20 protein-coding genes are annotated in these 20,471 nt (G+C 69.1%); 16 read left to right on the top strand and 4 right to left on the bottom strand.

Features of this window, described 5'->3' with window-relative positions; genetic code table 11:
* Window positions 1-21 precede the first annotated feature (21 nt).
* Window positions 22-1,215 carry an aspartate kinase gene (locus tag LZ199_RS21865; protein WP_253995680.1) on the bottom strand — a complete coding sequence of 398 codons (1,194 nt, stop codon included), beginning with the start codon at window positions 1,213-1,215 and terminating at the stop codon, window positions 22-24.
* A gap of 228 nt (window positions 1,216-1,443) precedes the next feature.
* Here LZ199_RS21865 and LZ199_RS21870 point away from each other — a divergent pair, with 228 nt between their 5' ends.
* The 7 genes from LZ199_RS21870 (at window position 1,444) to LZ199_RS21900 (ending at window position 9,166) form a co-directional block, all read left to right on the top strand.
* A complete protein-coding gene (locus LZ199_RS21870) occupies window positions 1,444-2,166 on the top strand; it encodes an ABC transporter ATP-binding protein (protein ID WP_253995827.1) in 723 nt (240 codons plus the stop codon).
* A gap of 40 nt (window positions 2,167-2,206) precedes the next feature.
* The gene (locus LZ199_RS21875) at window positions 2,207-3,010 is read left to right on the top strand and encodes an ABC transporter permease (RefSeq protein WP_253995681.1); all 804 of its coding nucleotides are present in this window, start codon (window positions 2,207-2,209) and stop codon (window positions 3,008-3,010) included.
* Between the two features lie 36 nt (window positions 3,011-3,046).
* A complete protein-coding gene (locus tag LZ199_RS21880) occupies window positions 3,047-4,606 on the top strand; it encodes a GldG family protein (protein WP_253995682.1) in 1,560 nt (519 codons plus the stop codon).
* Window positions 4,607-4,611: 5 nt separating this feature from the next.
* Window positions 4,612-6,111, top strand: a complete 1,500-nt coding sequence (locus LZ199_RS21885; protein WP_253995683.1) for a DUF4340 domain-containing protein — start codon at window positions 4,612-4,614, stop codon at window positions 6,109-6,111.
* Between the two features lie 215 nt (window positions 6,112-6,326).
* Window positions 6,327-7,403 (top strand): 4-hydroxyphenylpyruvate dioxygenase, encoded by a 1,077-nt coding sequence (hppD, locus tag LZ199_RS21890; RefSeq protein WP_253995684.1) that lies wholly within the window; start codon window positions 6,327-6,329, stop codon window positions 7,401-7,403.
* A gap of 30 nt (window positions 7,404-7,433) precedes the next feature.
* Window positions 7,434-8,771 carry a homogentisate 1,2-dioxygenase gene (gene hmgA, locus LZ199_RS21895; protein ID WP_253995685.1) on the top strand — a complete coding sequence of 446 codons (1,338 nt, stop codon included), beginning with the start codon at window positions 7,434-7,436 and terminating at the stop codon, window positions 8,769-8,771.
* A complete protein-coding gene (locus LZ199_RS21900) occupies window positions 8,768-9,166 on the top strand; it encodes a Rieske (2Fe-2S) protein (protein ID WP_253995686.1) in 399 nt (132 codons plus the stop codon). The genes hmgA and LZ199_RS21900 overlap by 4 nt, the downstream gene beginning before the upstream one ends.
* Here the strand turns inward: LZ199_RS21900 and LZ199_RS21905 are convergent.
* Together LZ199_RS21905 and LZ199_RS21910 are read right to left on the bottom strand one after the other, a co-directional pair.
* A complete protein-coding gene (locus LZ199_RS21905; protein WP_253995828.1) occupies window positions 9,145-9,849 on the bottom strand; it encodes a metallophosphoesterase family protein in 705 nt (234 codons plus the stop codon). The two genes, LZ199_RS21900 and LZ199_RS21905, sit on opposite strands and share 22 nt — an antisense overlap.
* Window positions 9,833-10,690 carry a nucleotidyltransferase gene (locus LZ199_RS21910; RefSeq protein ID WP_407667228.1) on the bottom strand — a complete coding sequence of 286 codons (858 nt, stop codon included), beginning with the start codon at window positions 10,688-10,690 and terminating at the stop codon, window positions 9,833-9,835. The genes LZ199_RS21905 and LZ199_RS21910 overlap by 17 nt, the downstream gene beginning before the upstream one ends.
* A 208-nt stretch (window positions 10,691-10,898) precedes the next feature.
* Between LZ199_RS21910 and LZ199_RS21915 the strand changes: the two genes are divergently transcribed.
* The 9 genes from LZ199_RS21915 (at window position 10,899) to rpoZ (ending at window position 19,970) form a co-directional block, all read left to right on the top strand.
* Entirely contained in the window at window positions 10,899-11,873 is a 975-nt protein-coding gene (locus tag LZ199_RS21915) for a hypothetical protein (protein WP_253995687.1), read from the top strand.
* A 25-nt stretch (window positions 11,874-11,898) separates the two neighbouring features.
* On the top strand, window positions 11,899-12,441 hold the full coding sequence (locus LZ199_RS21920) for an RNA polymerase sigma factor (protein ID WP_253995688.1): 543 nt from the start codon (window positions 11,899-11,901) through the stop codon (window positions 12,439-12,441).
* Window positions 12,438-13,202 (top strand): DUF4384 domain-containing protein, encoded by a 765-nt coding sequence (locus tag LZ199_RS21925; protein ID WP_253995689.1) that lies wholly within the window; start codon window positions 12,438-12,440, stop codon window positions 13,200-13,202. The genes LZ199_RS21920 and LZ199_RS21925 overlap by 4 nt, the downstream gene beginning before the upstream one ends.
* The gene (locus tag LZ199_RS21930; protein WP_253995690.1) at window positions 13,199-14,797 is read left to right on the top strand and encodes a caspase family protein; all 1,599 of its coding nucleotides are present in this window, start codon (window positions 13,199-13,201) and stop codon (window positions 14,795-14,797) included. The genes LZ199_RS21925 and LZ199_RS21930 overlap by 4 nt, the downstream gene beginning before the upstream one ends.
* A gap of 11 nt (window positions 14,798-14,808) precedes the next feature.
* The gene (locus tag LZ199_RS21935; protein ID WP_253995691.1) at window positions 14,809-15,783 is read left to right on the top strand and encodes a hypothetical protein; all 975 of its coding nucleotides are present in this window, start codon (window positions 14,809-14,811) and stop codon (window positions 15,781-15,783) included.
* A 74-nt stretch (window positions 15,784-15,857) separates the two neighbouring features.
* Window positions 15,858-17,489 carry an AmpG family muropeptide MFS transporter gene (locus LZ199_RS21940; protein ID WP_253995692.1) on the top strand — a complete coding sequence of 544 codons (1,632 nt, stop codon included), beginning with the start codon at window positions 15,858-15,860 and terminating at the stop codon, window positions 17,487-17,489.
* A gap of 103 nt (window positions 17,490-17,592) precedes the next feature.
* Window positions 17,593-19,233, top strand: a complete 1,641-nt coding sequence (pgm, locus tag LZ199_RS21945) for a phosphoglucomutase (alpha-D-glucose-1,6-bisphosphate-dependent) (RefSeq protein ID WP_253995693.1) — start codon at window positions 17,593-17,595, stop codon at window positions 19,231-19,233.
* A 12-nt stretch (window positions 19,234-19,245) separates the two neighbouring features.
* Complete coding sequence (locus tag LZ199_RS21950; protein WP_253995694.1) at window positions 19,246-19,599, top strand: DoxX family protein; 354 nt, start codon at window positions 19,246-19,248, stop codon at window positions 19,597-19,599.
* A 131-nt stretch (window positions 19,600-19,730) separates the two neighbouring features.
* Window positions 19,731-19,970: a DNA-directed RNA polymerase subunit omega gene (rpoZ, locus tag LZ199_RS21955; RefSeq protein ID WP_163862605.1), complete on the top strand. Its 240-nt coding sequence runs from the start codon at window positions 19,731-19,733 to the stop codon at window positions 19,968-19,970.
* A 10-nt stretch (window positions 19,971-19,980) separates the two neighbouring features.
* On the opposite strand, the gene LZ199_RS21960 is transcribed toward rpoZ, so the two are convergent.
* Complete coding sequence (locus tag LZ199_RS21960) at window positions 19,981-20,460, bottom strand: NUDIX hydrolase (protein WP_253995695.1); 480 nt, start codon at window positions 20,458-20,460, stop codon at window positions 19,981-19,983.
* Window positions 20,461-20,471: the final 11 nt, after the last annotated feature.

The raw sequence follows: 20,471 nt of genomic DNA on the forward strand, positions 1-20,471 counted from the left end.
GCCTGGAGGTCCTCCCGCGCTTCACCCGCCCAGCAGCTCGCGGTGCAGCCTCGCCGTCAGCGGCTTGAGGTGGGGCTTGTCCACGAGCAGCGTGAGCTGGAGTGGCGACGTGTGGGCCGCATGCACCTTCGCGCCCAGCTCCTCCGCCACCGCCAGGGCCTGACGCAGCGGCGCCCAGTCCGCGTTGAGCCCCACGCCCACGCACGTGACGGTGCCCAGCTCCTCGCGCCACGACACCGCGCCGTCGAAGCGCGTGGCCAGCTCCTTGCGCAGCGCCTCCGGGCCGTGGATGTCCGCCAGCGGGACGAGGAGGTACGCGTGTGCCGTGCCGCCCGGCAACCCGTCGAAGCCCAGGGAGCGGCCTCGCACGCCTCGGGCGTCGAGGAACTCCAACAGCTCCGGCAAGGGCACCTGCTCGCTCACGGCCAGCACCGCCAGCTCCGAGTCCGCGGTGACGCCCTTCACCCGCGTGTCCGACGGCGCCGTCAGCTCGCGCACCACGGTGCCGTTGCCCTGCGCATGCGCCGTGCGCGCGAGGATGGCGATGCCTCGCGACTTCGCCCACTCCACCGCCTGCGCGTTGAGCACCTTGGCTCCCGCGCTCGCCAGCTCCTGCATCTCGTCGTAGCTGAGCGACTCCAGCTTGCGCGCGTCCGGCACCACGCGCGGGTCCGCGCTGAAGATGCCGTCCACGTCGGAGTAGATTTCACACGCCTCCGCCTCCAGCGCCGCGGCCAGCGCCACCGCCGTGGTGTCCGAGCCTCCGCGCCCCAGCGTCGTCACTTCCTTCTTGTACGAGACGCCCTGGTAGCCGGCGACGATGACCACCTTGCCGCGCGCCAGCTCGTCATGGATGCGATAGGGCCGCACCTCGACGATGCGCGCCTGCGCGTGCGCGTCGTTGGTGATGATGCCGCTCTGGCTGCCGGTGAAGCTGATGGCCGGCACCTCCATCTCCTGGAGCGCCATGGAGAGCAGCGCCATGGAGATGCGCTCGCCGCACGTCAGCAGCATGTCCAGCTCGCGTCGCGCGGGGTCCGGGGACACCTGCTTGGCCAGGGCGAGCAGTTCGTCCGTGGTGTCGCCCATGGCACTCACCACCACCACCACCTGGTACCCGGCGTCGCGCTTGTCCTTCACCCGCCGCGCCACCTTGCGAATCTTCTCCACGTCGGCCACCGACGAGCCGCCGTACTTCTGCACCACGATAGGCATGAGCGTCTCACTACCCCTGTTGGGCGTGTCCGGGGAACCACACCGAAGCGCAGTCTTGCAGGAGCCCGGCCAGCGTGGGGAAGCACCCGAGCCGGGCGCCGGGCGTCGCCTTGACACCCCGAGGTCGGCCCCTATAGTCGGCGACGGTCTGCCCGGGCCGTCCGAGAAACACCTCCACGGCCGGCGGCCCAGGGTCGAGCGCGTCTCTCCTGGAGCCTGCCCATGGCGATGATCGAGGTACAGCACCTCACCAAGCGGTATCGCGACCGCGTGGCCATCGACGACCTCACCTTCAGCGTCGAAGAGGGCGAAATCCTCGGCTTCCTCGGGCCCAACGGCGCGGGCAAGTCCACGACGATGAAGATTCTCACCGGCTTCCTCCCGCCGTCGGAGGGAGTCGCCCGCGTGGGAGGCTTCGACGTCTTCACCCACCCGCTGGAGGTGAAGCGCCGCATCGGCTACCTGCCGGAGACGCCGCCCCTCTACCCGGACATGACGGTGCACGGGTACCTGAAGTTCGTCGCGGCGCTCAAGCGCCTGCCCTCCCGAGAGCTCAAGGCCGAGGTCGAGCGGGTGGCCAGCCTCACCGGCGTCACGCACGTGCTCGGCCGCCTCATCCAGAACCTGTCCAAGGGCTACAAGCAGCGCGTCGGCATCGCCCAGGCGCTGCTCGGCTCGCCCCAGGTCCTCATCCTCGATGAGCCGACGGAAGGACTGGACCCGGCGCAGCGCGCGGAGGTGCGCGCGCTCATCAAGGGCCTCGCGGGCAAGCACACCGTCATCCTCTCCACGCACATCCTCCCGGAAGTGACGATGACGTGCGAGAAGGTCCTCATCCTCAATCAGGGGCGCATCGTCGCCTACGATGACCTCCGCAAGCTGGCGGGCTCCCAGGGCACCTCGGAGAGCGCGTCGCTGGAAGAGGTCTTCATCAAGCTGACCGCCGCCTGAGCGCGGCGCCCGTCCCCTTCTTCAAGGAACCCCCCGGTCCATGCGCATCGCCCTGGCCATCGCCCGCAAGGAACTGTCCCTCTTCTTCACCACCCCGTGGGCCTATGGCGTCTTCACGGCGATGGTGGCGCTGTCGTCCTTCTTCTTCGTGAACCTGCTCGCGACGTTCCAGCAGGTGCAGGAGCAGGCCCGCGAAGTCACCTGGCCGATGATGCCGCCAGACATGAGCGCCTACCGCAACCTCACCGACGGGGTGATGGTGCAGCTGTGGGGCATGGTCATCGTCGTCACCCTCTTCGTCGCGCCCTTCCTCTCCATGCGGCTGTTCGCGGAGGAGAAGCGCAACAAGACGTTCGAGCTGCTGATGACCGCGCCCGTGCGCCCCATCGAAATCGTCCTGGGCAAGTACCTGGGCGGGCTGGGCATCATCTCCGCGACGCTGGGTCTCACGCTCGTCTTCCCGCTGGTGCTCTCCGCGTTCGGTCACGCGGACTCCGGCACCGCGCTGGAGTGGTCCACCGTGCTGCTGGGCTACGGCGGCGTCCTGCTGTGGGGCGCCACGTGCATGGCGGTGGGCATGTTCATCTCCGCGCTGACGGAGAGCCAGATGCTGGCGGCCTTCCTCACCTTCGCGGTGCTCTTGCCGTGGATGATGCTGTCCGGGGTGGCGCAGGCCACGGAGGAGCCGCTGCGCTCGGTGCTGACGTACCTGTCCTTCGACGCACAGCTCCAGAACCTGCTCAAGGGCATCCTGGATGTGCAGACGCTCGTGTTCTTCGCCTCCGTCATCGTCTTCTCGCTGCTGCTCACCCACCGCACCGTGGAAGCGCGGCGCTGGGCCTGACAGGGCCCGCGCTCACGCGAAAGGGAATCTCCGCACATGAATGCGACCCTCCTCGGTCGGTACCTGGGCGCCTTCGGGCTCCTGCTGCTGCTGTCGAGCCCCTTCACCCTCTTCATCACCTCCGGCAGCCCCATCGCCACGGGCGTGAAGGCGGGCCTGGGCCTGGCGCTCATCGGCGTGTATCTGGCGACGAACCTGAAGCACTTCGGCAAGCTCGCCACGCACAGGTCCAGCTTCTTCTTCCTGCGCACGGGCCTCACCGTGCTCGCCGTCCTCATCGGACTGGTGGCGCTCAACTACGCCGCATTCCGGAAGAGCCTTCGCTGGGATTTGACGAACGCGCGCATCCACACGCTCGCGCCGCAGACGCTCGCCACGCTGGACGCCCTGCCGGAGAAGGTCCTCGCCATCGGCTTCGTTCCTCCGACGCACGAGTCCTACAACCTGCTGGACACGTTGTTCCAGCGCTACCGCGCGCACGCTCCGGAGCGCTTCGAGTTCACCTTCAAGGACGCTCGCCGCAGCCCGGGCCTGGCCGCGAAGTACCAGCTCAAGGACGGACAGGCGAGCGTGGTGCTGGTGCGTGGCGAGGCGCACACGACGCTCCAGGCCGTGTCCGAGCAGGACCTGACGAACGCGCTCATCAAGCTGAACGCGGTGGGCACGCAGCGGGTGTACTTCGTCACCGGTCACGGTGAGTGGCCCCTGGCCAAGGACGAGGCGGCCCCGAACGACCCGGGCGCCACCATGTCCGAGCTGCGCGGGCAGTTGCTCCAGGAGGGCTACGGCGCGGAGGCCATGTACCTGGCGGGCGCGACGGACGTGCCCCGGGATGCGTCGCTGGTCATCATCGCGGGGGCTCGCTCGCGCTTCACCGCGCCGGAAGTGGAGGTGCTGCGCAAGTACCTCGCGGGCGGCGGCAGGCTGCTCTACTTCACCGACGCGGGGCTGGAGGACGGCCTGGGCGCGCTGCTGGCCGAGTACGGAGTCCAGCTGGACGAAGGCATCGCCGCGGACGCGCAGTTCAACAGCGGCAATCCCTACGTCGTGCTCTCACGGTTCTACAGCAACCACGCGATGGTGCTCCCGCTGCGTCAGCGCGGCTTCAACGTGGAGCTGCCCACGCCGCGCAGCCTCACCCTGCTGCGCGAGGGACTCGCGGACGGTGTGAGGGTCGAGCCCGTGGTGCACACCTCGCAGTACGGCTGGGTGGAGCTGAAGCCCGAGGAGAACGCCGTCCCCTCCGACGGAGAGAAGACGGGGCAGCTCACGCTGGTGGCCGCCATCACTCGCGACACGAAGGACGCTCCGGACAAGCGCTTCGACGAAGCGCGCGTCGTGGTGATGGGTGACTCCGAGCTGCTGTTGGACCCGAACTGGGGCCACGAGCCCAACCGCAACCTGGTGATGAACGCGCTGGGCTGGGCGTCCACCCAGGTGGCCAAGGTCACCTGGCGTCCTCCGGACCGCGAGGAGTCGACGCTGCGGTTGGACGCGGACGACATGGACCACATCCGCTTCATCTCCACCGACCTGCTCCCCCTCTCCATGATGGGCTTGGGGTTGGCCATCTGGCTGACGCGGCGGAACAAGTGAGCGCCATGGGCAAGGGATTGGTGACGGTGGTGGCACTCGCGCTGGGCGCGGGTGGACTGGCCTTGTCCGCGTGCTCCGACGGTCCCTCGCTGCGAAGCGCCGAGGCCCCGGCGGTGTCGGAGAAACTGTTCGCTCCGGCATCCACCGGAACGCAGGGCACGAAGGCCGCCGCGCCCGTGTTCACTCGCATCAGTGTGCGGGCCCAGGGAGACACCACGGAGCTGGCGCGCGAGCCTGATGGGAAGTGGAGCATCGTTGCTCCGGTGAAGGCCCGCGCGGAGGCCGCCGCCGTGGAGGCCCTGCTGGAGACGCTGGGGAGCACGGCGTCGAGCCCGCTCGTGAAGGACACCCCCACCGACGCCGACCTGGAGAAGTACGGCCTCAAATCGCCCGTCTTCAGCGTGACGGCGCACGCCTTCCTGCCAGATGCGAGCGGCGGAGGTGAAGACGTCCCGAGCCGCCAGCACACCGTGACGCTGCATGGTGGCGTCGAGAACATGTTCGACGGCTCCGTGTACGTGCGCCGGGATGGAGACTCGAAGGTCTATGCGGCCCAAGGCTCGGTGCGCTGGAGCCTGGACAAGGACACCTTCGCGTTGCGCTCGAAGGAGCTGCTCGGCGAGCTGGAGGCGAACGAGCTGACGCTCATCGAAGTGCGCGCCCAGGAGCGGGGCTACGTGCTGGAGCACGAGGCGGGCACGACGAAGTGGCGCCTGACGAAGCCCGTGGCCGAGCGCGCGGACGAGGCTCGGGTGACATCATTGTTGAAAAACCTGAAGGAGTACCGGGCGCTCTCCTTCCCCGCGGACTCCGCGCAGACTCGGAAGAAGCTGGGACTGGAGTCGCCGCTCATCGATGCCCGCTTCACGCCGCGCTCGGGCGAGCCCGTTCGCATCCGGTTGGCCCGGGTGATGGAAGACGGGGCGCCGCGCATCCATGCGCTGCGGGAGCAGGGCCCCGACGCGGTGCTGGGTGAGGTTCCCGAGGGCGCGCTCTCGGCGCTCGACGTGGACGTTCTCGAGCTGAAGGACAAGCACGTGCTGAACTTCCGCCGCGAGGACGTGCGGCGCGTGGTGTTCCATCCCGGCAACGGCGTGGCGCCCATCACCCTGGTCAACGCGTCCGGGATGGATGGCGGCTCGGAGTCGTGGCAGGTGGAGTCGCCCAGGCAGGGCAAGGCCCAGCACTTCCGGGTCGTCTCCCTGCTGCGCGTGTTGGGCACGCTGAAGGCCACGAGCTTCGGTGAAGCCCGGCCCAAGAACTGGGCGAAGTACGGCATCGGCGACGCCTCGCGCGGCGCGGTGCTGCTGGGCGCGGATGGACGCGAGCTGGCGCGACTGTGGCTGGGCGGCGAAGTCCCAGACGCGTCGGGCCTGAGCTACGCACGCGGCTCCGGACCCGAGGTGATGGAGGTCTCCGTCGAAGGACTCGTGCTCCCCTCGCGTGCCGAGGACCTGATGGAAGGCGCCCCCGCCCCCGCGCCCACGGAAGCACGCGGTCCGTGAGGCTGAACCCGCCCTTGTAGTGACAATCCACTACGTCGTGGAGGTGACGCGGCGCGCCGCCCGCTTTGACGCGCGACCCGTGCGCATTCGCTCGGGCCTTCCCTCGGGAGATTGTGCGGCGGGCTGACATTCTCTGGCAGTGCTTTGTGCTTTCCTCCTCGGGCGGTGCTCCCTACCTTCCATGCACACCCCAGACGTCTCGTGGAGGCAGTGTCATGGTGAGCACGGCGGAAAACCCGATTGGGCTGAATGGCTTCGAGTTCGTGGAGTTCACGAGCCCCGCTCCCGAGGCGATGGTGAAGCTGGTGGAGAAGCTGGGGTTCACCGCCTGGTCCAAGCACCCGAGCAAGGAGCTGGTGCGCTACAAGCAGGGCGACATCAACCTGCTCATCAGCCGTGAAGAGACGGGGCAGGCCGCCGAGTTCCGCGCCGCCCACGGCCCGTCCGCCAACGCCATGGCCTTCCGCGTGGCCAATGCCCGCACCGCGTACGAGATGGCGCTGGAGCGCGGCGCCAAGCCGGCCGACCCCGCCACCAGCTCCCTGGGCGAGGGCTTCTATGTCCTCCAGGGCATCGGTGGCAGCCTGCTGTATCTCATCGACCGCCACGGGCCGAGCGGCACCATCTACGACTCCTGGGTGCAGATTCCCGGCGCCGCCGAGGCCGAGGCCCGCAACAGCGTGGGCCTGGAGTCGCTGGACCACCTGACGCACAACGTGCGCCGAGGCGAGATGCGGACGTGGTCGTCCTTCTACAACCGCATCTTCGGCTTCACCGAGCAGAAGTACTTCGACATCAAGGGCCAGGCCACGGGCCTCTTCAGCCAGGCCATGATTGCCCCGGACCGCGCCATCCGGATTCCGCTCAACGAGAGCCAGGACGAGAAGTCGCAGATTGAAGAGTTCATCCGCCTGTACAAGGGCGAGGGCATCCAGCACCTGGCCCTGTCCACCCAGGACATCTACACCACCGTCGAGAAGCTGCGCGCTCGCGGCGTGGACCTCCAGGACACCATCGAGACCTACTACGACCTGGTCGACTCGCGCGTGCCCAACCACGGCGAGGACCTGGCGCGGATGAAGGCGAACCGCATCCTCATCGACGGCAACGAGCAGGAAGGCCTGCTGCTCCAGATTTTCACCGAGAACCTGTTCGGGCCCATCTTCTTCGAAATCATCCAGCGCAAGGGCAACGAGGGCTTCGGCAACGGCAACTTCCAGGCGCTCTTCGAGTCCATCGAGTTGGATCAGATCCGCCGCGGCGTCATCAAGGTCGACAAGACCCGGAAGTAGTCCTCGGCCCGACTTCGGAGGAGCGACACGGTGACTCTCGAGAATCGAACCGCGGTACCTCCGAAGAGCGGGCTGCGACAGGCGCCCGGCGACTACCTCTCCGGCTTTGGCAATGAGTTCGCCACGGAGGCCGTCCCGGGTGCCCTGCCCGTGGGCCGCAACTCACCCCAGCGTGCCCCGTTCGGGCTCTACGCGGAGCAGCTCTCCGGCACGGCCTTCACGGTGGCGCGCCGGGAGAACCGCCGCTCGTGGTTGTACCGGCTGCGGCCGAGCGCGAACCACCCCGCGTACAAGGCCCATCCGCACGGCCTCTTGCGCAGCGGCCCTTTCGACGAGACGCCGCCCACGCCCAACCGGCTGCGCTGGAGTCCCCAGCCCATGCCGACGGTGCCCACGGACTTCGTCGAGGGGCTCATCACCTACGCGGGCAACGGGGACCCGGGCACGGGGGCGGGAATCGCCATCCACCTGTACCACGCCAACCGGTCCATGACGGACAAGGTGTTCTACGACGCCGACGGCGAGCTGCTCATCGTTCCGCAGGCCGGGCGGCTGACGCTCGTGACGGAGCTGGGCGTGTTGGACCTGCGGCCCGGCGAGATGGGCGTGGTGCCCCGGGGCGTGCGCTTCCGCGCGGAGCTGCCCGAGGGGCCGGTGGCCGGCTACATCTGTGAGAATCACGGCGCGCTCTTCCGCCTGCCGGACCTGGGGCCCATCGGCTCCAACGGGCTGGCGAACGCTCGCGACTTCCTGACGCCCGTCGCCGCGTTCGAGGACGTGGACCGTCCGACGCTCGTCATCCAGAAGTTCCAGGGGCGCCTGTGGGCGTCGCAGTTCGACCACTCGCCGCTCGACGTGGTGGCGTGGCACGGCAACCTGGCGCCGTACAAGTATGACTTGTCGCGGTTCAACACCATCGGCACGGTGAGCTACGACCATCCGGACCCGTCCATCTTCACGGTGCTGACCTCGCCCAGCGAGTCGCCGGGCACGGCCAACTGCGACTTCGTCATCTTCCCGCCCCGGTGGATGGTGGCGGAGAACACGTTCCGGCCGCCCTGGTTCCACCGCAACGTGATGAGCGAGTTCATGGGGCTGGTGCAGGGTGTCTATGACGCCAAGGCCGGAGGCTTCGCTCCGGGTGGCGCGTCCCTGCACAACTGCATGAGCGGCCATGGTCCGGACCGGGCGAGCTACGAGCATGCCATCCGCGTGGACCTGAAGCCGCACAAGATTCAGGACACGCTCGCGTTCATGTTCGAGTCCCGGTGGACCATCCGCCCCACGGGCTTCGCGATGGAGACGTCGGCGATGCAGCTGGACTACGACGACTGCTGGGCCGGGTTCGAGAAGGCCCGACTGCCTTGAGCCTGCCTCCGAGGCAGCGCGTCTGGACGACGCCCCCCGACGTCGAGCTCTGCCCGGTGGACTCGCTGGAGGACCCGGGCTCGCGCAACATCGTGCTCCAGATTGGCGAGGCGTTCTTCCACGGCTTCCTCGTGCGCAAGGGCACGCAGGTCCACGGCTATGTGGACCGGTGCCCGCATGCGGGGCTGCCGCTGGCGCGCGTGTTGGATAAATACCTGACGCCGGACAAGCAGCTCATCGTCTGCGCGTGGCACGGCGCCCTGTTCCAGCCCGAGGACGGGACGTGCGTCGGAGGCCCGTGCAAGGGCGCGACGCTGACGTCCTGGCCCGTGAAGGTGGAAGCCGGAATGGTCGTCACCGCTGAGCCCGGCGCTCAGACCTCCAGCAGCACATAGCGCTGGTCGGGCGTGTGCTTCACCAGGAGGGGCATGGCCACGTTGAAGACGGGAATGCCGTTCTTCGTCTTGCCCTGGAGCGCGCCGTGGTGTGCGTGCCCGTGGAACACCGCCTCCGCGCCGTAGTGGTCAATGGGCATCGCCAGGCGGCTCGTCCCCAGGAAGGGACGCAGTTCGATGTTCTCCCCCTCCAGCGTCTCCGGGATGGGGGCGTAGTGCATGATGACGACCTTCCTGGGCGTATCCAGGTGGCTCAGCGCCGCCTCCAGCTTCAGCGACTCCGTCACCGCCTCCTGCACGAAGCCCTTCGTCTGCGCTTCGCCGAAGGCCTGCAGCGTCGCGTTGCCGAAGCCGCCGCAGAAGCCCTTCACGCCCGCCACGCCGAGCACCTTCTCGAAGATGAAGTGGTCCCCGTCGAGGATGTGGACGCCCGCCTTCGCGAGCTCGACGCAGATGTCCTTCACCTGGCCGTGCTCGTAGTCGTGATTGCCGAGCACCGCCGCGCACGGCACGCGTAGCGAGGACAGGTCCTCGGCGAGCACCTTGCCCTCCTCGAGCAGGCCCCGGTCCGTGAGGTCCCCGCACAACACCAGCAGGTCCGCCGTGGCGTTCACCTGCTTGACGAGGTGTCGGAAGCGTCCGTGCTGGTCATCCCGGCAGTGCAGGTCACCGACCGCCGCCAATCGAATCTTCGAGCTCGGATCCCTCGGCACGCTCGCCCCCCTCCTGTCGTTCGTTCTCGTCCCAGGCCCGCCCGTCCCCGAACCCCCACTGGTGGATATCCACGTGGTAGTTCACCTTGGAGACGAGGTTGCCGCGACACAGCTTCTCCTCCCAGCGCCCTTCGCGGACGCTGTCCAGCGTGCGCCGCATCAGCTCCGCCATCACCCAGTCCGGCACCACGTCCCGCTCGGAGGGGTACGCGAAGCGGAACATCATCAGGTGGCTGAGCAACACCTCCCAATACCGGTCGAAGCGGCGCATCAGCCGCTCCCAGTCCATCTCCCGGCCCGCCTTGAGGATGAGGTGGTTGACGTCCGCGCCGTCGTAGCGCTCGCGCTCGACGACGAACGCCTTGGACCAGATCATCTCCTCCGCGGGCGCCACCAGGCACTCGTGTCCGAAGATGGTGGCCGTCTTGGCGTATTGGAACCACTCGTCGTCGACCACCGCCACGCCGTTGCCGGACGAGAAGATGAAGTCGACAAAGTAGTCGCCCTTGAAGGCCTTGTAGAGCCACACCTCGTCGGTGCGCTCGGTGCGCCAGCCGTCCTTCTCCAGGACTTCGAGCGCCCGGAGCGCATCCGCCTTTCGGGGAAACAGGTCCAGGTCCTTCGTGTCCCGGTAGATGCCGGTGAAGGTGGCGTACGCGTACGCGCCTCCCACCACGAAGGGCACCCCCGCGTCGCGTAACAACCCCACGGCTCGCGCGCGGGCGTTGATTTCATCCGGCGTGCGCTCGCGCTCGGCGAGGGACGCGTCCGTGCCCATCTCCCCGGGATGGTTGGGGTGTCGTTTTTCCATGGGCGAAAGGTAGGAACGGTTCATTTCCGTCGGCCAAAAGTCGGGTGAAGCCGCCCGAGGAGCGGGCGAGCGACCTCCAACCCATTGGAATCCCAAGGCTTTTCAAGAGCGAGCAGGCGCGCTTTCTGTTTTTCGCCAGGGCTGTGTCCATAGGGGCGAACACGCTGCCGCACGGCCCGCCGGGGGCCATCCGAAAGGTAGAAGGACCATGCTGCGCAAGAGCCTGCTGTGTGCCTCCCTGTTGCTCGCTGGATGCGATCCTGACTCGAAGCAGGACGCCGACTCGTTCCGCCAGGGACTTCCTTCCAAGCAGATGGTGGAGGTCGCCTCGCCGGGCCCGGACGGCCAGGGACTGGTCGCCGCGTACACCCAGGGCCAGACGGCGGAGTACTACTTCCTCACCGTGGCCGCCGCCGCGAGCATCAACGGCGGAACGCTGGCGGTGCTCAACCTGGTCGAGGAGATCGTCAAGCACCCGCCGTCCTCCATCCAGGGCGACGTCGCGGTGTGGGGCCCGCACACCGAAGCCCTGAGCCCCACCACCTGGAAGCTGACCGTCACGCGCACCGACGACGACACGTATTCGTGGGTGCTGGCGGCCAAGGCCAAGATTGAACCCGACACCGCCTTCCGGACGGTGCTGTCCGGCTCGCACACGGCGGCGGTCGACGCTGACGGTGAGCGCCGCTCCGGCTACGGCTCCGGCCAGTTCCTCATCGACTGGGAGAAGCAGAACTCCCTGCCGGGCAACGAGGAGGACACGGGCGTGGCCACCATGGAGATCCGCTACGCGCGCACGGCCCCTGACGCGGTGGCGTCGGTGGAGACGGACTTCCAGTTCGAAGGAGCCGATGGCACCCCGACGAGCGCGAGCTACCGCTTCAAGCAGGCGCCGGGCATGGGCGGCGAGCTGGACTACGTGCTGCGCCAGGACATCGACGTGGACCCCACGCGCTCTCAGTTGGAGAAGCTGTCCATCAAGAGCCGCTGGGAGCGCTCGGGGGTCGGTCGCTCGGACATCAAGCTGTCGGGCGGAGACCTCTTCGGCGAGGCCACCATCAACGAGTGCTGGGACAGCAACTTCCTCAGCGTCTACTACGCGGTGAGCTTCAACCCGGCCGTCGGCTACGGGGCGGTGGGCGCCTGCGGGAGCTTCAACGCGGCGGTCTACTCCACGCTGTGAGCCCGCTCGCGGTAGTCTGCGGCGCGTGACAGGTCCCCGTCAGCCGGCCCTCAGGGTCATCCCAGGTGGTCCCCAGCCGGACCGGCGAGACGTCCTGCGCGACCTGTACACGCGGTATGGCGGCAGCGTGATGGGACGCTGCCGCTACCTGTTGAAGGACGCGACGAAGGCGGAGGACGCGATGCATGACGTATTCGCCCGAGCCCTCATCCACGCGGACGACTTCCGCGCGGACGCCTCGCCGCTGACGTGGTTGATGAAGATCGCCACGAACCACTGTCTCAACCAGCTCCGCTCGGAGCGCGCGGGCTGGCGACAGTGGTTCGAGCGGGACGCGGAGGCACGCTCCGAGGCCCACGGTGGCGCCGGAGAGCTGGAGACGCGCGACCTGGTGCGCCGGCTCTTGTCCCGGGTGGACGAGGAGACGCAGGCGGCGGTGGTCCACTACCACGTGGACGGGATGACATTGGAAGAGGTGGCCGCGTTGCTGGGGCGCTCGGTGCCCACGATTCGCAAGCGGCTGGAGCGCTTCGCCGAGCTGGGTGGAGAGGAGCTGAGGGTCCGATGAGCGCGCACGAGTCTGAGTGGACACTGCGGCGCCTGCACGCCGGGGAGCTGGCCTCACCCGAGGCCACTCGCGCCAGCGCCCATGCGGCGAGCTGCGACACCTGTGGCGCCGTGCTGCGCGGCCTCGAGTCGAACCAGCAGGGCTTCGAGGCGGCGATTCCCTTCGAGCGCTTCGAGCAGGAGGTCCAGCGCGCGCTGGAGCGGCGGCGGGCGGCCCTGAAGCCCTCCCCCCGACGCTGGGTGGCGACGACGGTGGCCCTGGCCGCATCGGTCCTGCTGGTGGTGCTGGCCCGGCCGCTCTTGAATCAGGGTCCGGGGTGGGACCGGAGCAAGGGCAGCGCGGACGTGGCGGAGCTGCGCATCGGCGGAGGTCCCGGGCCGCAGCGCGAGGTGAAGCCGGATGCCATCGAGGCGCTTGAGCCGGGCGAGCGGGTGATGCTGGGCTACAAGGCGGGCACGCACCGGTACGTGGCCGCGGTGTCCGTGGATGCCATCGGCGAGGTGACGGCGCTGCATCCGGAGTCCGGCGTCAGCACGCCCGTGGAGCCCGGCGCGGACCTGCACTGGCTGCAGGGAAGCTGGGAGTTCACCGGCTCCGGGGCCGAGCGTGTGGTGCTGGTGCTCGGCGACGAGCCCTTCACGGTGGAGTCGCTGGTGGAGGCGACCCAGCGCGCCTTCGCGGCGGCGAACGGTGAAGTGGAGCGGATGTCCCCGCTCGACGTGCCGGGCGCGCAGACGCACTGGATGCTGTTCAAGCCATGAGCCCTCCCCTGCTCCCCTCCTGGCGCGCGCTGGCCGCCCTCCTCGTGCTCGCGGCGTCGGCCGCGCACGCGGACAGCCTGCGCCGCTTCGCGCTGGTGGCGGGCAACGACGAGGGCGGCGACGAGACGCGGCCCCTGCGCTTCGCCCAGGACGACGCGCGAAAGATGCACGGCCTGCTGACGCGCCTGGGCGGTGTCGCGCCCGGTGACGCGAAGCTCCTGCTCAACGAGTCCTCCAAGGACTTCCTCGCCGCGCTGACGTCACTGGAGGCGCGGGCGAAGGAGGCGCAGGCGCGGGGCGAGCGCACCGCGCTGCTCGTCTACTACTCCGGCCACGCGAAGGACGGCACGCTGCGCCTGGGCAACAGCCGGCTGGGCTTCGAGGACCTCAAGCAGCGGCTGTCGAATGCGCCCGCGGACATCCGCATCGCGATTCTCGACTCGTGCCGCTCCGGGGCGCTGACGCGCACCAAGGGCGCGCGACGGGCGCCCAGCTTCGAAATCGAGTCCGGCGCCGCGCGCGACGCACGGGGGCTGGTCATCCTCACCTCCAGCTCGGCGGACGAGGACTCGCAGGAGTCGGATGCGCTGAGCGGCAGCTACTTCTCCCACCACCTGGCCAGCGGTCTGCTGGGCGACGCGGACAGGAGCGGCGACGGACGGGTGACGCTGTTCGAGGCGTACTCGCATGCCTACGCCCGCACGGTGGCGGACACGGCGGCCAGCAGCGGAGGCGCGCAGCACCCGACGTTCAGCTACGACCTGGCGGGCAACGGGGACCTGGTGCTGACGGACCTGCGCGCGGGAGGTGACGGGCTGGTGGTGCCGGGCCTGGCGCCCGCGGGCACGTACTATTTCGTGGACCCCGCCGGCCTGGTGGTGGCGGAGCTGGACAAGCGGCCCGACGTGGAGCGCCGCGTGGCGCTCGCTCCGGGCACGTACCGCGTGAAGCGGCGGCTGTCGGACCGGCTGCGCATCGGCGAGGTGGAGGTCGCCCGGGGGCGGCAGGTGGTGCTGGAGGAGGCGCGGCTGCGAGACGCGCCGTTCTCAGACGACCCGGTGAAGGGCGCGGCGCCGGAGGGCGGTGCGTGGTGGACGGTGGGCCTTTCCGGAGGCGTGCAGTCGTTCCTCGATGCGCCCACGCGCGACACGCTGTTCCTGTCCGTGGGGATGCTGGGCGCGGAGGCGCAGCTCCACGACTACTTCCGCCGCGACTGGGTGTGGGGCGTGGACGTGGCGGTGGGCGGGAAGCAGGCGGTGCTGGCGTTGCCCACGCTGTCGGGGCCCGCATACCGGTACTCGGTGACGAGCCTGGGCACGACGCTCACCTCCGAGTGGCCCCAGGGGCGTGTGACTCCGTTCGTGGGCGCGCGGATGGCCTATCAGGTGATGCGACGCGACTTCGCGGACGAGGCCTACCCTGACCAGAAGTTCGCCATGTTCTCTCCGGGCGTGGTGGCGGGCCTGCGCTGGCAGCTGTTGCGGAGCCTGCACCTGACGGGCAGGGGCAGACTCCACTACCTCCTCTACACCGTGGACGAGCAGCGCTCCCTGGGCTTCTGGGAGCTGAGCGCGCTCGTCACGTACCAACCATGAAGGAGCCTTCGATGCGACACCTGGCACCTCCCTGTCTCCTGCTGGCCCTGGCCGCGTGCGGCGGCGACTTCTCCAATGACGACCTGGAGTTCCTCAACGCCCTGCCCCAGCGCGAGGACCTCTCGGTGACGACCCCCGGTGAGCGCATGGGCGGCGGCACCGGCCAGCGCCTGGTGCGCCAGGGCAAGGTGGGGAGCCCCAGCGCCCTCATGGAGAAGCTGGGCGACGCGTCGGCCCTCGTCGGAAACACCGACGAGACAGGGCGCGACATCAACGAGTCGATTGGCGGCATCCTCGACTCGGTGGAGAGCATCACCCGGCTGACCCCGACGAAGCGGGAGCCGAACCGCAGGGTGTGGGGCCCCATCCTGGGCAAGAACGACATGGAGTTCGACACGCGCTTCGTGATGACCCGCGAAGGCGAGCGGTTCGAGTACCAGACGCAGTACCGCCGCGTCGGCGGAGGCGAGAACGACTGGTGGAGCTTCCTCGAAGGCACCTTCCAGGCCGACGGCGGCGTCCGCAAGGGCACGGGCCGCCTCTCCATCGACTGGAAGCGCGCGCGGGAGGAGGAGTGGCTCTTCTCCGTCGACTTCCTGGATGGACAGGAGATCCGCTACCAGACGCAGCGGCTTCCGACACAGGTGGAGCTGGAGTACTTCGGCCCCCTGCCGGACATCTTCCCGGGACGGTACATGTACCGCGAGGCGGAGGGAGACCTGGCGGAGATGACCTTCGAGATGCGGGGCACCGACTTCGTGCCGGGGGGACTGCCGGAGAACGTGGCGCTCGTCACCCGCTGGGCGCCGGACGGCCGGGGCACGGCCCTGCTGGAGATCCTCTCGGGGGACATCGTCGGGGCGAAGTACACCGAGTGCTGGGACGCGCAGGGCCGCGTGACGTTCATCTCCCGGAGCTGGGACTTCCTCAACCCGACGGAGGGCGTGCGCGCCTCCTGCCCGGACATGTCGGCGCTGGACCGGTAACCGGGCAACCCTCCGAGCGGAAGCGCGCGGGACAACCCTGGGCCGCGTGCACGGCTGGTATAGAGTCCGCCGCCATGAGCGAGCAGCAGGGCAAGAGTACGGAGCAGACAGCGCGACCGGGAACCTGGGCCAGCCTGGCGCGGGCCATGGCCTCCTGGCGGACGGCCTCCGTCACCCTGCTCTCGTTCTCCTCGGGCCTGCCGCTCGGCCTGGTCTGGATTGCCATCCCCGACTGGCTTCGCAGCATCGGCGTGGACATCCGCGTGGTGGGCATCATCACGCTGGCGCAGGCGCCGTGGTCCTTCAAGTTCCTCTGGTCGCCGCTGATGGACCGCTACGTGCCGCCCTTCTGGGGTCGGCGGCGGGGCTGGATGGCGGTGGCGCAGGTGGCCCTCTTCGCTACGACACTCGCGCTCGCGGGAATCGGAGAGCATCCGGAGACGGCGTGGGTGGTGGGCGCGCTGGCCATGGCGGTGGCGTTCTCCGCGGCGACGCAGGACATCGCCATCGACGCGTATGCGGTGGAGGTGCTGCGCAAGGAGGAGCAGGGCGTGGCGGTGGGCGCGCGCGTGGCGGTGTACCGCGCGGCCATGTTCATCGCGGGCTCGGCGGCGATTACGCTCGCGGGCCGCGTGTCGTGGAAGTGGGTCGTCATCGGGCTGGCGGTGCTGTACCTGCCCATGCTCATCGTCACGCGCTTCGCGCCGGAGCCCGAGGAGCGCTTCACGCCGCCGAAGTCCCTCAAGGACGCCGTCTGGTATCCCTTCGTGGGCTTCCTCGCGCGGCACCGGGCGCTCGAAATCCTCGCCTTCGTCTTCCTCTACAAGCTGGCCGACAACCTCGGCGGCACGCTCCTGCGGCCCTTCCTGGTGGACATGGGCTACAGCGACCTGCACCGGGGCGTGGCCCTGGGCACCATCGGCCTGTTCGGCACCATCGCCGGCACGCTGGTGGGCGGCGCGTGGACGACGGTGCTGGGCCTGGGCCGCGCGCTCTGGGTGTTCGGCGTCATCCAGATTGTGTCCAACATCGGCTACGTGCTGGTCGCCCGCGCTGGTGCTCCCACGCCATGGCTGATGTACATCGCCATCGGCTTCGAGAACGTGACGCAGGGCCTGGGCACCGGTGCCTTCTCCGTGCTGCTGATGCGGCTGACGCAGAAGCGCTTCTCCGCCACCCAGTTCGCGCTGCTCTCCAGCCTCTTCTCCATTCCGCGCGTCGTGGCGGGCCCCATCGCCGGCTTCCTCGTGTACTCCATCGGCTGGGAGCCCTTCTTCTGGTTCACCATGGTGGGCGGCATCCCCGGTCTGCTGCTGCTCGCGCGCTTCGTGCCGCTGGGCGTGAAGGACCCGGACTTCGATGTGCAGAGCCGCCCCACCACCCGCGCCGTCACCCGCCCCGTCATGCTGGCCAGCGCCGCCTTCGCGGCCGTGGTGGGCATGGTGCTGGGTGCGATGACGACGGCGCTGCTCACCGCCGTGCAGAACCTGCGCAAGGCCCCCGAGAAGGGTTTCGACTTCGCCACGCCCTTCACCGCGCTGTTCCAGCCCTCGGGTGTCACCGACTGGGTGACGCTGGCCGGCATCGTCGTCTTCGGGTTGACGGTGGGCCTGCTCACCGCGGCCGTGCTCGCCGCGCGCTCCGGGGCGTTCTACCTGCCCGAGCAGGAGGCGCCCCCCACCCCCTCCGGCGCCGCCGGCTCGTAGCGAGGCACCCGCTTCGAGTCCGGGAGGGTCTCGGTCCACCCGAGGACAGCTCCCCAACATGGGTTGTCCATCCGCCGCGCGGCGCGTTTATGTTGGCGGCGACATGGCCCATCCCCTCGCTGGAAAGCTCCCGCCGGAAGACCTCCTCATCGACCCCGAGAAGCTGCGCGCGCGCTACTACGCGGAGCGTCCCGACGTGTCAGTGCCCGAGCAGCGCGTCGCCTTCGGCACGTCCGGCCACCGGGGCTCCTCCGCGCGCACCAGCTTCAACGAGGCCCACATCGTCGCGGTGACGCAGGCCATCTGCGAGTACCGCCAGAAGCAGGGCATCGACGGGCCGCTGTACCTGGGCATGGACACCCATGCGCTGTCCGCGCCCGCGCAGCAGACGGCGCTCGAGGTGCTCGCCGCCAACGGCGTCCAGGTGCGCTTCACCGACGGCGCCACGCCCACCCCCGTCATCTCCCACGCCATCCTCACGTACAACCGGGGCCGGGGCGGAGCGGGGCTCGCGGACGGCGTCGTCATCACCCCGTCCCACAACCCGCCCGAGGACGGCGGCATCAAATACAACCCGCCCAACGGCGGCCCCGCGGACACGAACGTCACCGCGGGAATCGAGCGCCGCGCCAACGCGCTGCTCGGCACCGGCAATGAAGGGGTGAAGCGCACGCCGTACGAGAAGGCGCGCACGGCCCCGACGGTGAAGCCCCACGACTTCATCACGCCCTATGTGGAGGACCTGGGCACCGTGGTGGACATGGAGGCCCTGCGCGGCGCGAAGCTGCACATCGGCGCGGATCCACTCGGCGGCTCCAACGTCGCGTACTGGGAGCCCATCGCCACGCGCTACGGCCTCAACCTGCGCGTGGTGAACCCCACGGTGGACCCCACGTTCCGCTTCATGCCGGTGGACCATGACGGGAAGATCCGCATGGACTGCTCGTCGCCGTACGCCATGGCAAATCTGGTGAAGCTCAAGGACCAGTACGATATCGCCTTCGGCAACGACGCGGACTCGGACCGGCACGGCATCGTCACCCGCTCCATCGGGTTGATGAACCCCAACCACTACCTCGCGGTGGCCATCAACTACCTGTTCCAGAACCGGCCCGGCTGGAAGGCGGACACCGCCGTGGGCAAGACGCTGGTGAGCAGCGGCCTCATCGACCGCGTGGCCGGAAGCCTGGGCCGCCGCGTCGTCGAGGTGCCGGTGGGCTTCAAGTGGTTCGTGGACGGGCTGTTGGACGGCTCGCTTGGCTTCGGCGGCGAGGAGAGCGCGGGCGCGTCCTTCCTGCGCCGCGACGGCACCGTGTGGACCACCGACAAGGACGGCATGCTGCTGGACTTGCTCGCGGTGGAGATTCTCGCGCGCACCGGCAAGGACCCGGGTCAGCACTACCAGGAGCTGGCGGGGCGCTTCGGCACGCCGTACTACGCGCGCATCGACCAGGCGGCCACGCCCGCGCAGAAGTCCGTGCTGAAGAAGCTCTCACCGGAGGCGGTGAAGGCCACGAGCCTGGCCGGAGAGCCCATCCGCCAGCGCCTCACGCGCGCGCCCGGCAACGACGCGGATATCGGCGGGCTCAAGGTCGTGGCGCAGAACGGCTGGTTCGCCGCGCGGCCGTCGGGCACCGAGGACGTGTACAAAATCTACGCGGAGAGCTTCCGCGACGACGCCCACCTCCAGGCCATCCTCCAGGAAGCGCGCGCCATCGTCGACACCGCCTTCGCGGGGGCGTAGGACCCACCGCACATGGTGAAGACCGTCCTGATGTACGTGCTCGGCCTGTTCATGGTGGCCGGTGGCATCAACCACTTCGTGAACCCGCGCCCCTACGTGCGGATGATGCCGCCGTATCTGCCGTGGCACGGCCCGCTGGTGCTCCTGAGCGGCGTGGCGGAGGTGCTGATGGGCGTGGGCCTGCTGGTGCCAGCCACGCGCACGGTGTCCGCCTGGGGACTCATCGCCCTGTTCGTCGCCATCTTCCCCGCAAACCTCCAGATGGCCCTCCAGCCGGAGCGATTCAAGAAGATTCCCCGCCCCCTGCTCTGGGCCCGGCTGCCCCTGCAGGTCGTCCTCATCGCCTGGGCCTGGTGGTACACCTGATCCACGGGTCCGGGCGGGACGGCGCCTGTCCGCCCGGCGGCCCTGCCCGTGCGTCCTTCCTTGACTCCCCCCGGGGTGGTCTTTAGTTTTAACCGGTTCAGGTAGCCCCACCGAAATCCGAAGGACGTTCCATGGCTCGCGTCACAGTCGAAGACTGCCTCCCCCTCGTCGACAACCGGTTCGCGCTGGTGCTGCTCGGTGCGAAGCGCGCGCGTCAGCTGATGGCCGGCGCCCGCCCCATCATCGAGAGCTCCAAGAACAAGCCCCCCGTGCTGTCGCTGCGTGAGGTGGCCACCGGCCGCGTGAAGTTCGACCGCGACGTGCGCGAGGCGCTCTCCGGGAAGTACACCCCCGAAGAGGCCCGCAAGTAGTCTTGAAGTCCTAGGTTCCCTTCCCCTCGGGCCTTGCGGACGGGGAAGGGGCCTCCGGGATGAGCCCCTGGGCGCGCATCCACCGCACGGCGCGCGCGGCGACGGCCTTCTCTCCCTTGTAGCCAAGCATCGGCACCAGTTGGACCACTGGCACCCAGCGCACCTCGTCCACCTCCACGCGCGGCCCCGGCAGCGGCCCCAGCGCGCCTTCCTGGTACCGGAAGAGGAAGAAGTGGACGCGCTTGAAGATGCGCTGCCCCCGGAACTGGTAGACGTAGCGAATCTCACCCAGCGGCGCGACGAGCGCGGCGGTGAGGCCCGTCTCCTCGTGCACCTCGCGGCTCGCCGTCTGCTCCGGCGTCTCTCCCGGGTCCACGTGCCCCTTGGGCAGCGCCCACAGGGGACGGCCATGCGGACGGATGACGACCACCTCCCAGGTGCCGTCACTCTCCCGGATGACAATCCCGCCTGCGGACGCCTCGCGTGGCATGCCCACCTACC

The organism is Myxococcus qinghaiensis, assembly GCF_024198215.1.
In the GTDB taxonomy this organism is placed as follows: Bacteria; Myxococcota; Myxococcia; order Myxococcales; family Myxococcaceae; genus Myxococcus; species Myxococcus qinghaiensis.

Excerpts from the sequence above, each read along its gene's own strand:
- LZ199_RS21880 (WP_253995682.1), top strand. The coding sequence starts at position 3,047 with ATGAATGCGACCCTCCTCGGTCGGTACCTGGGCGCCTTCGGGCTCCTG.
- LZ199_RS21875 (WP_253995681.1), top strand. The coding sequence starts at position 2,207 with ATGCGCATCGCCCTGGCCATCGCCCGCAAGGAACTGTCCCTCTTCTTC.
- LZ199_RS21950 (WP_253995694.1), top strand. The coding sequence starts at position 19,246 with ATGGTGAAGACCGTCCTGATGTACGTGCTCGGCCTGTTCATGGTGGCC.
- pgm (WP_253995693.1), top strand. The coding sequence starts at position 17,593 with ATGGCCCATCCCCTCGCTGGAAAGCTCCCGCCGGAAGACCTCCTCATC.
- LZ199_RS21885 (WP_253995683.1), top strand. The coding sequence starts at position 4,612 with ATGGGCAAGGGATTGGTGACGGTGGTGGCACTCGCGCTGGGCGCGGGT.
- LZ199_RS21870 (WP_253995827.1), top strand. The coding sequence starts at position 1,444 with ATGATCGAGGTACAGCACCTCACCAAGCGGTATCGCGACCGCGTGGCC.
- LZ199_RS21925 (WP_253995689.1), top strand. The coding sequence starts at position 12,438 with ATGAGCGCGCACGAGTCTGAGTGGACACTGCGGCGCCTGCACGCCGGG.
- LZ199_RS21915 (WP_253995687.1), top strand. The coding sequence starts at position 10,899 with ATGCTGCGCAAGAGCCTGCTGTGTGCCTCCCTGTTGCTCGCTGGATGC.
- hppD (WP_253995684.1), top strand. The coding sequence starts at position 6,327 with ATGGTGAGCACGGCGGAAAACCCGATTGGGCTGAATGGCTTCGAGTTC.
- LZ199_RS21940 (WP_253995692.1), top strand. The coding sequence starts at position 15,858 with ATGAGCGAGCAGCAGGGCAAGAGTACGGAGCAGACAGCGCGACCGGGA.
- LZ199_RS21910 (WP_407667228.1), bottom strand. The coding sequence starts at position 10,690 with ATGGAAAAACGACACCCCAACCATCCCGGGGAGATGGGCACGGACGCG.
- rpoZ (WP_163862605.1), top strand. The coding sequence starts at position 19,731 with ATGGCTCGCGTCACAGTCGAAGACTGCCTCCCCCTCGTCGACAACCGG.
- LZ199_RS21935 (WP_253995691.1), top strand. The coding sequence starts at position 14,809 with ATGCGACACCTGGCACCTCCCTGTCTCCTGCTGGCCCTGGCCGCGTGC.
- LZ199_RS21930 (WP_253995690.1), top strand. The coding sequence starts at position 13,199 with ATGAGCCCTCCCCTGCTCCCCTCCTGGCGCGCGCTGGCCGCCCTCCTC.
- LZ199_RS21865 (WP_253995680.1), bottom strand. The coding sequence starts at position 1,215 with ATGCCTATCGTGGTGCAGAAGTACGGCGGCTCGTCGGTGGCCGACGTG.
- LZ199_RS21960 (WP_253995695.1), bottom strand. The coding sequence starts at position 20,460 with ATGCCACGCGAGGCGTCCGCAGGCGGGATTGTCATCCGGGAGAGTGAC.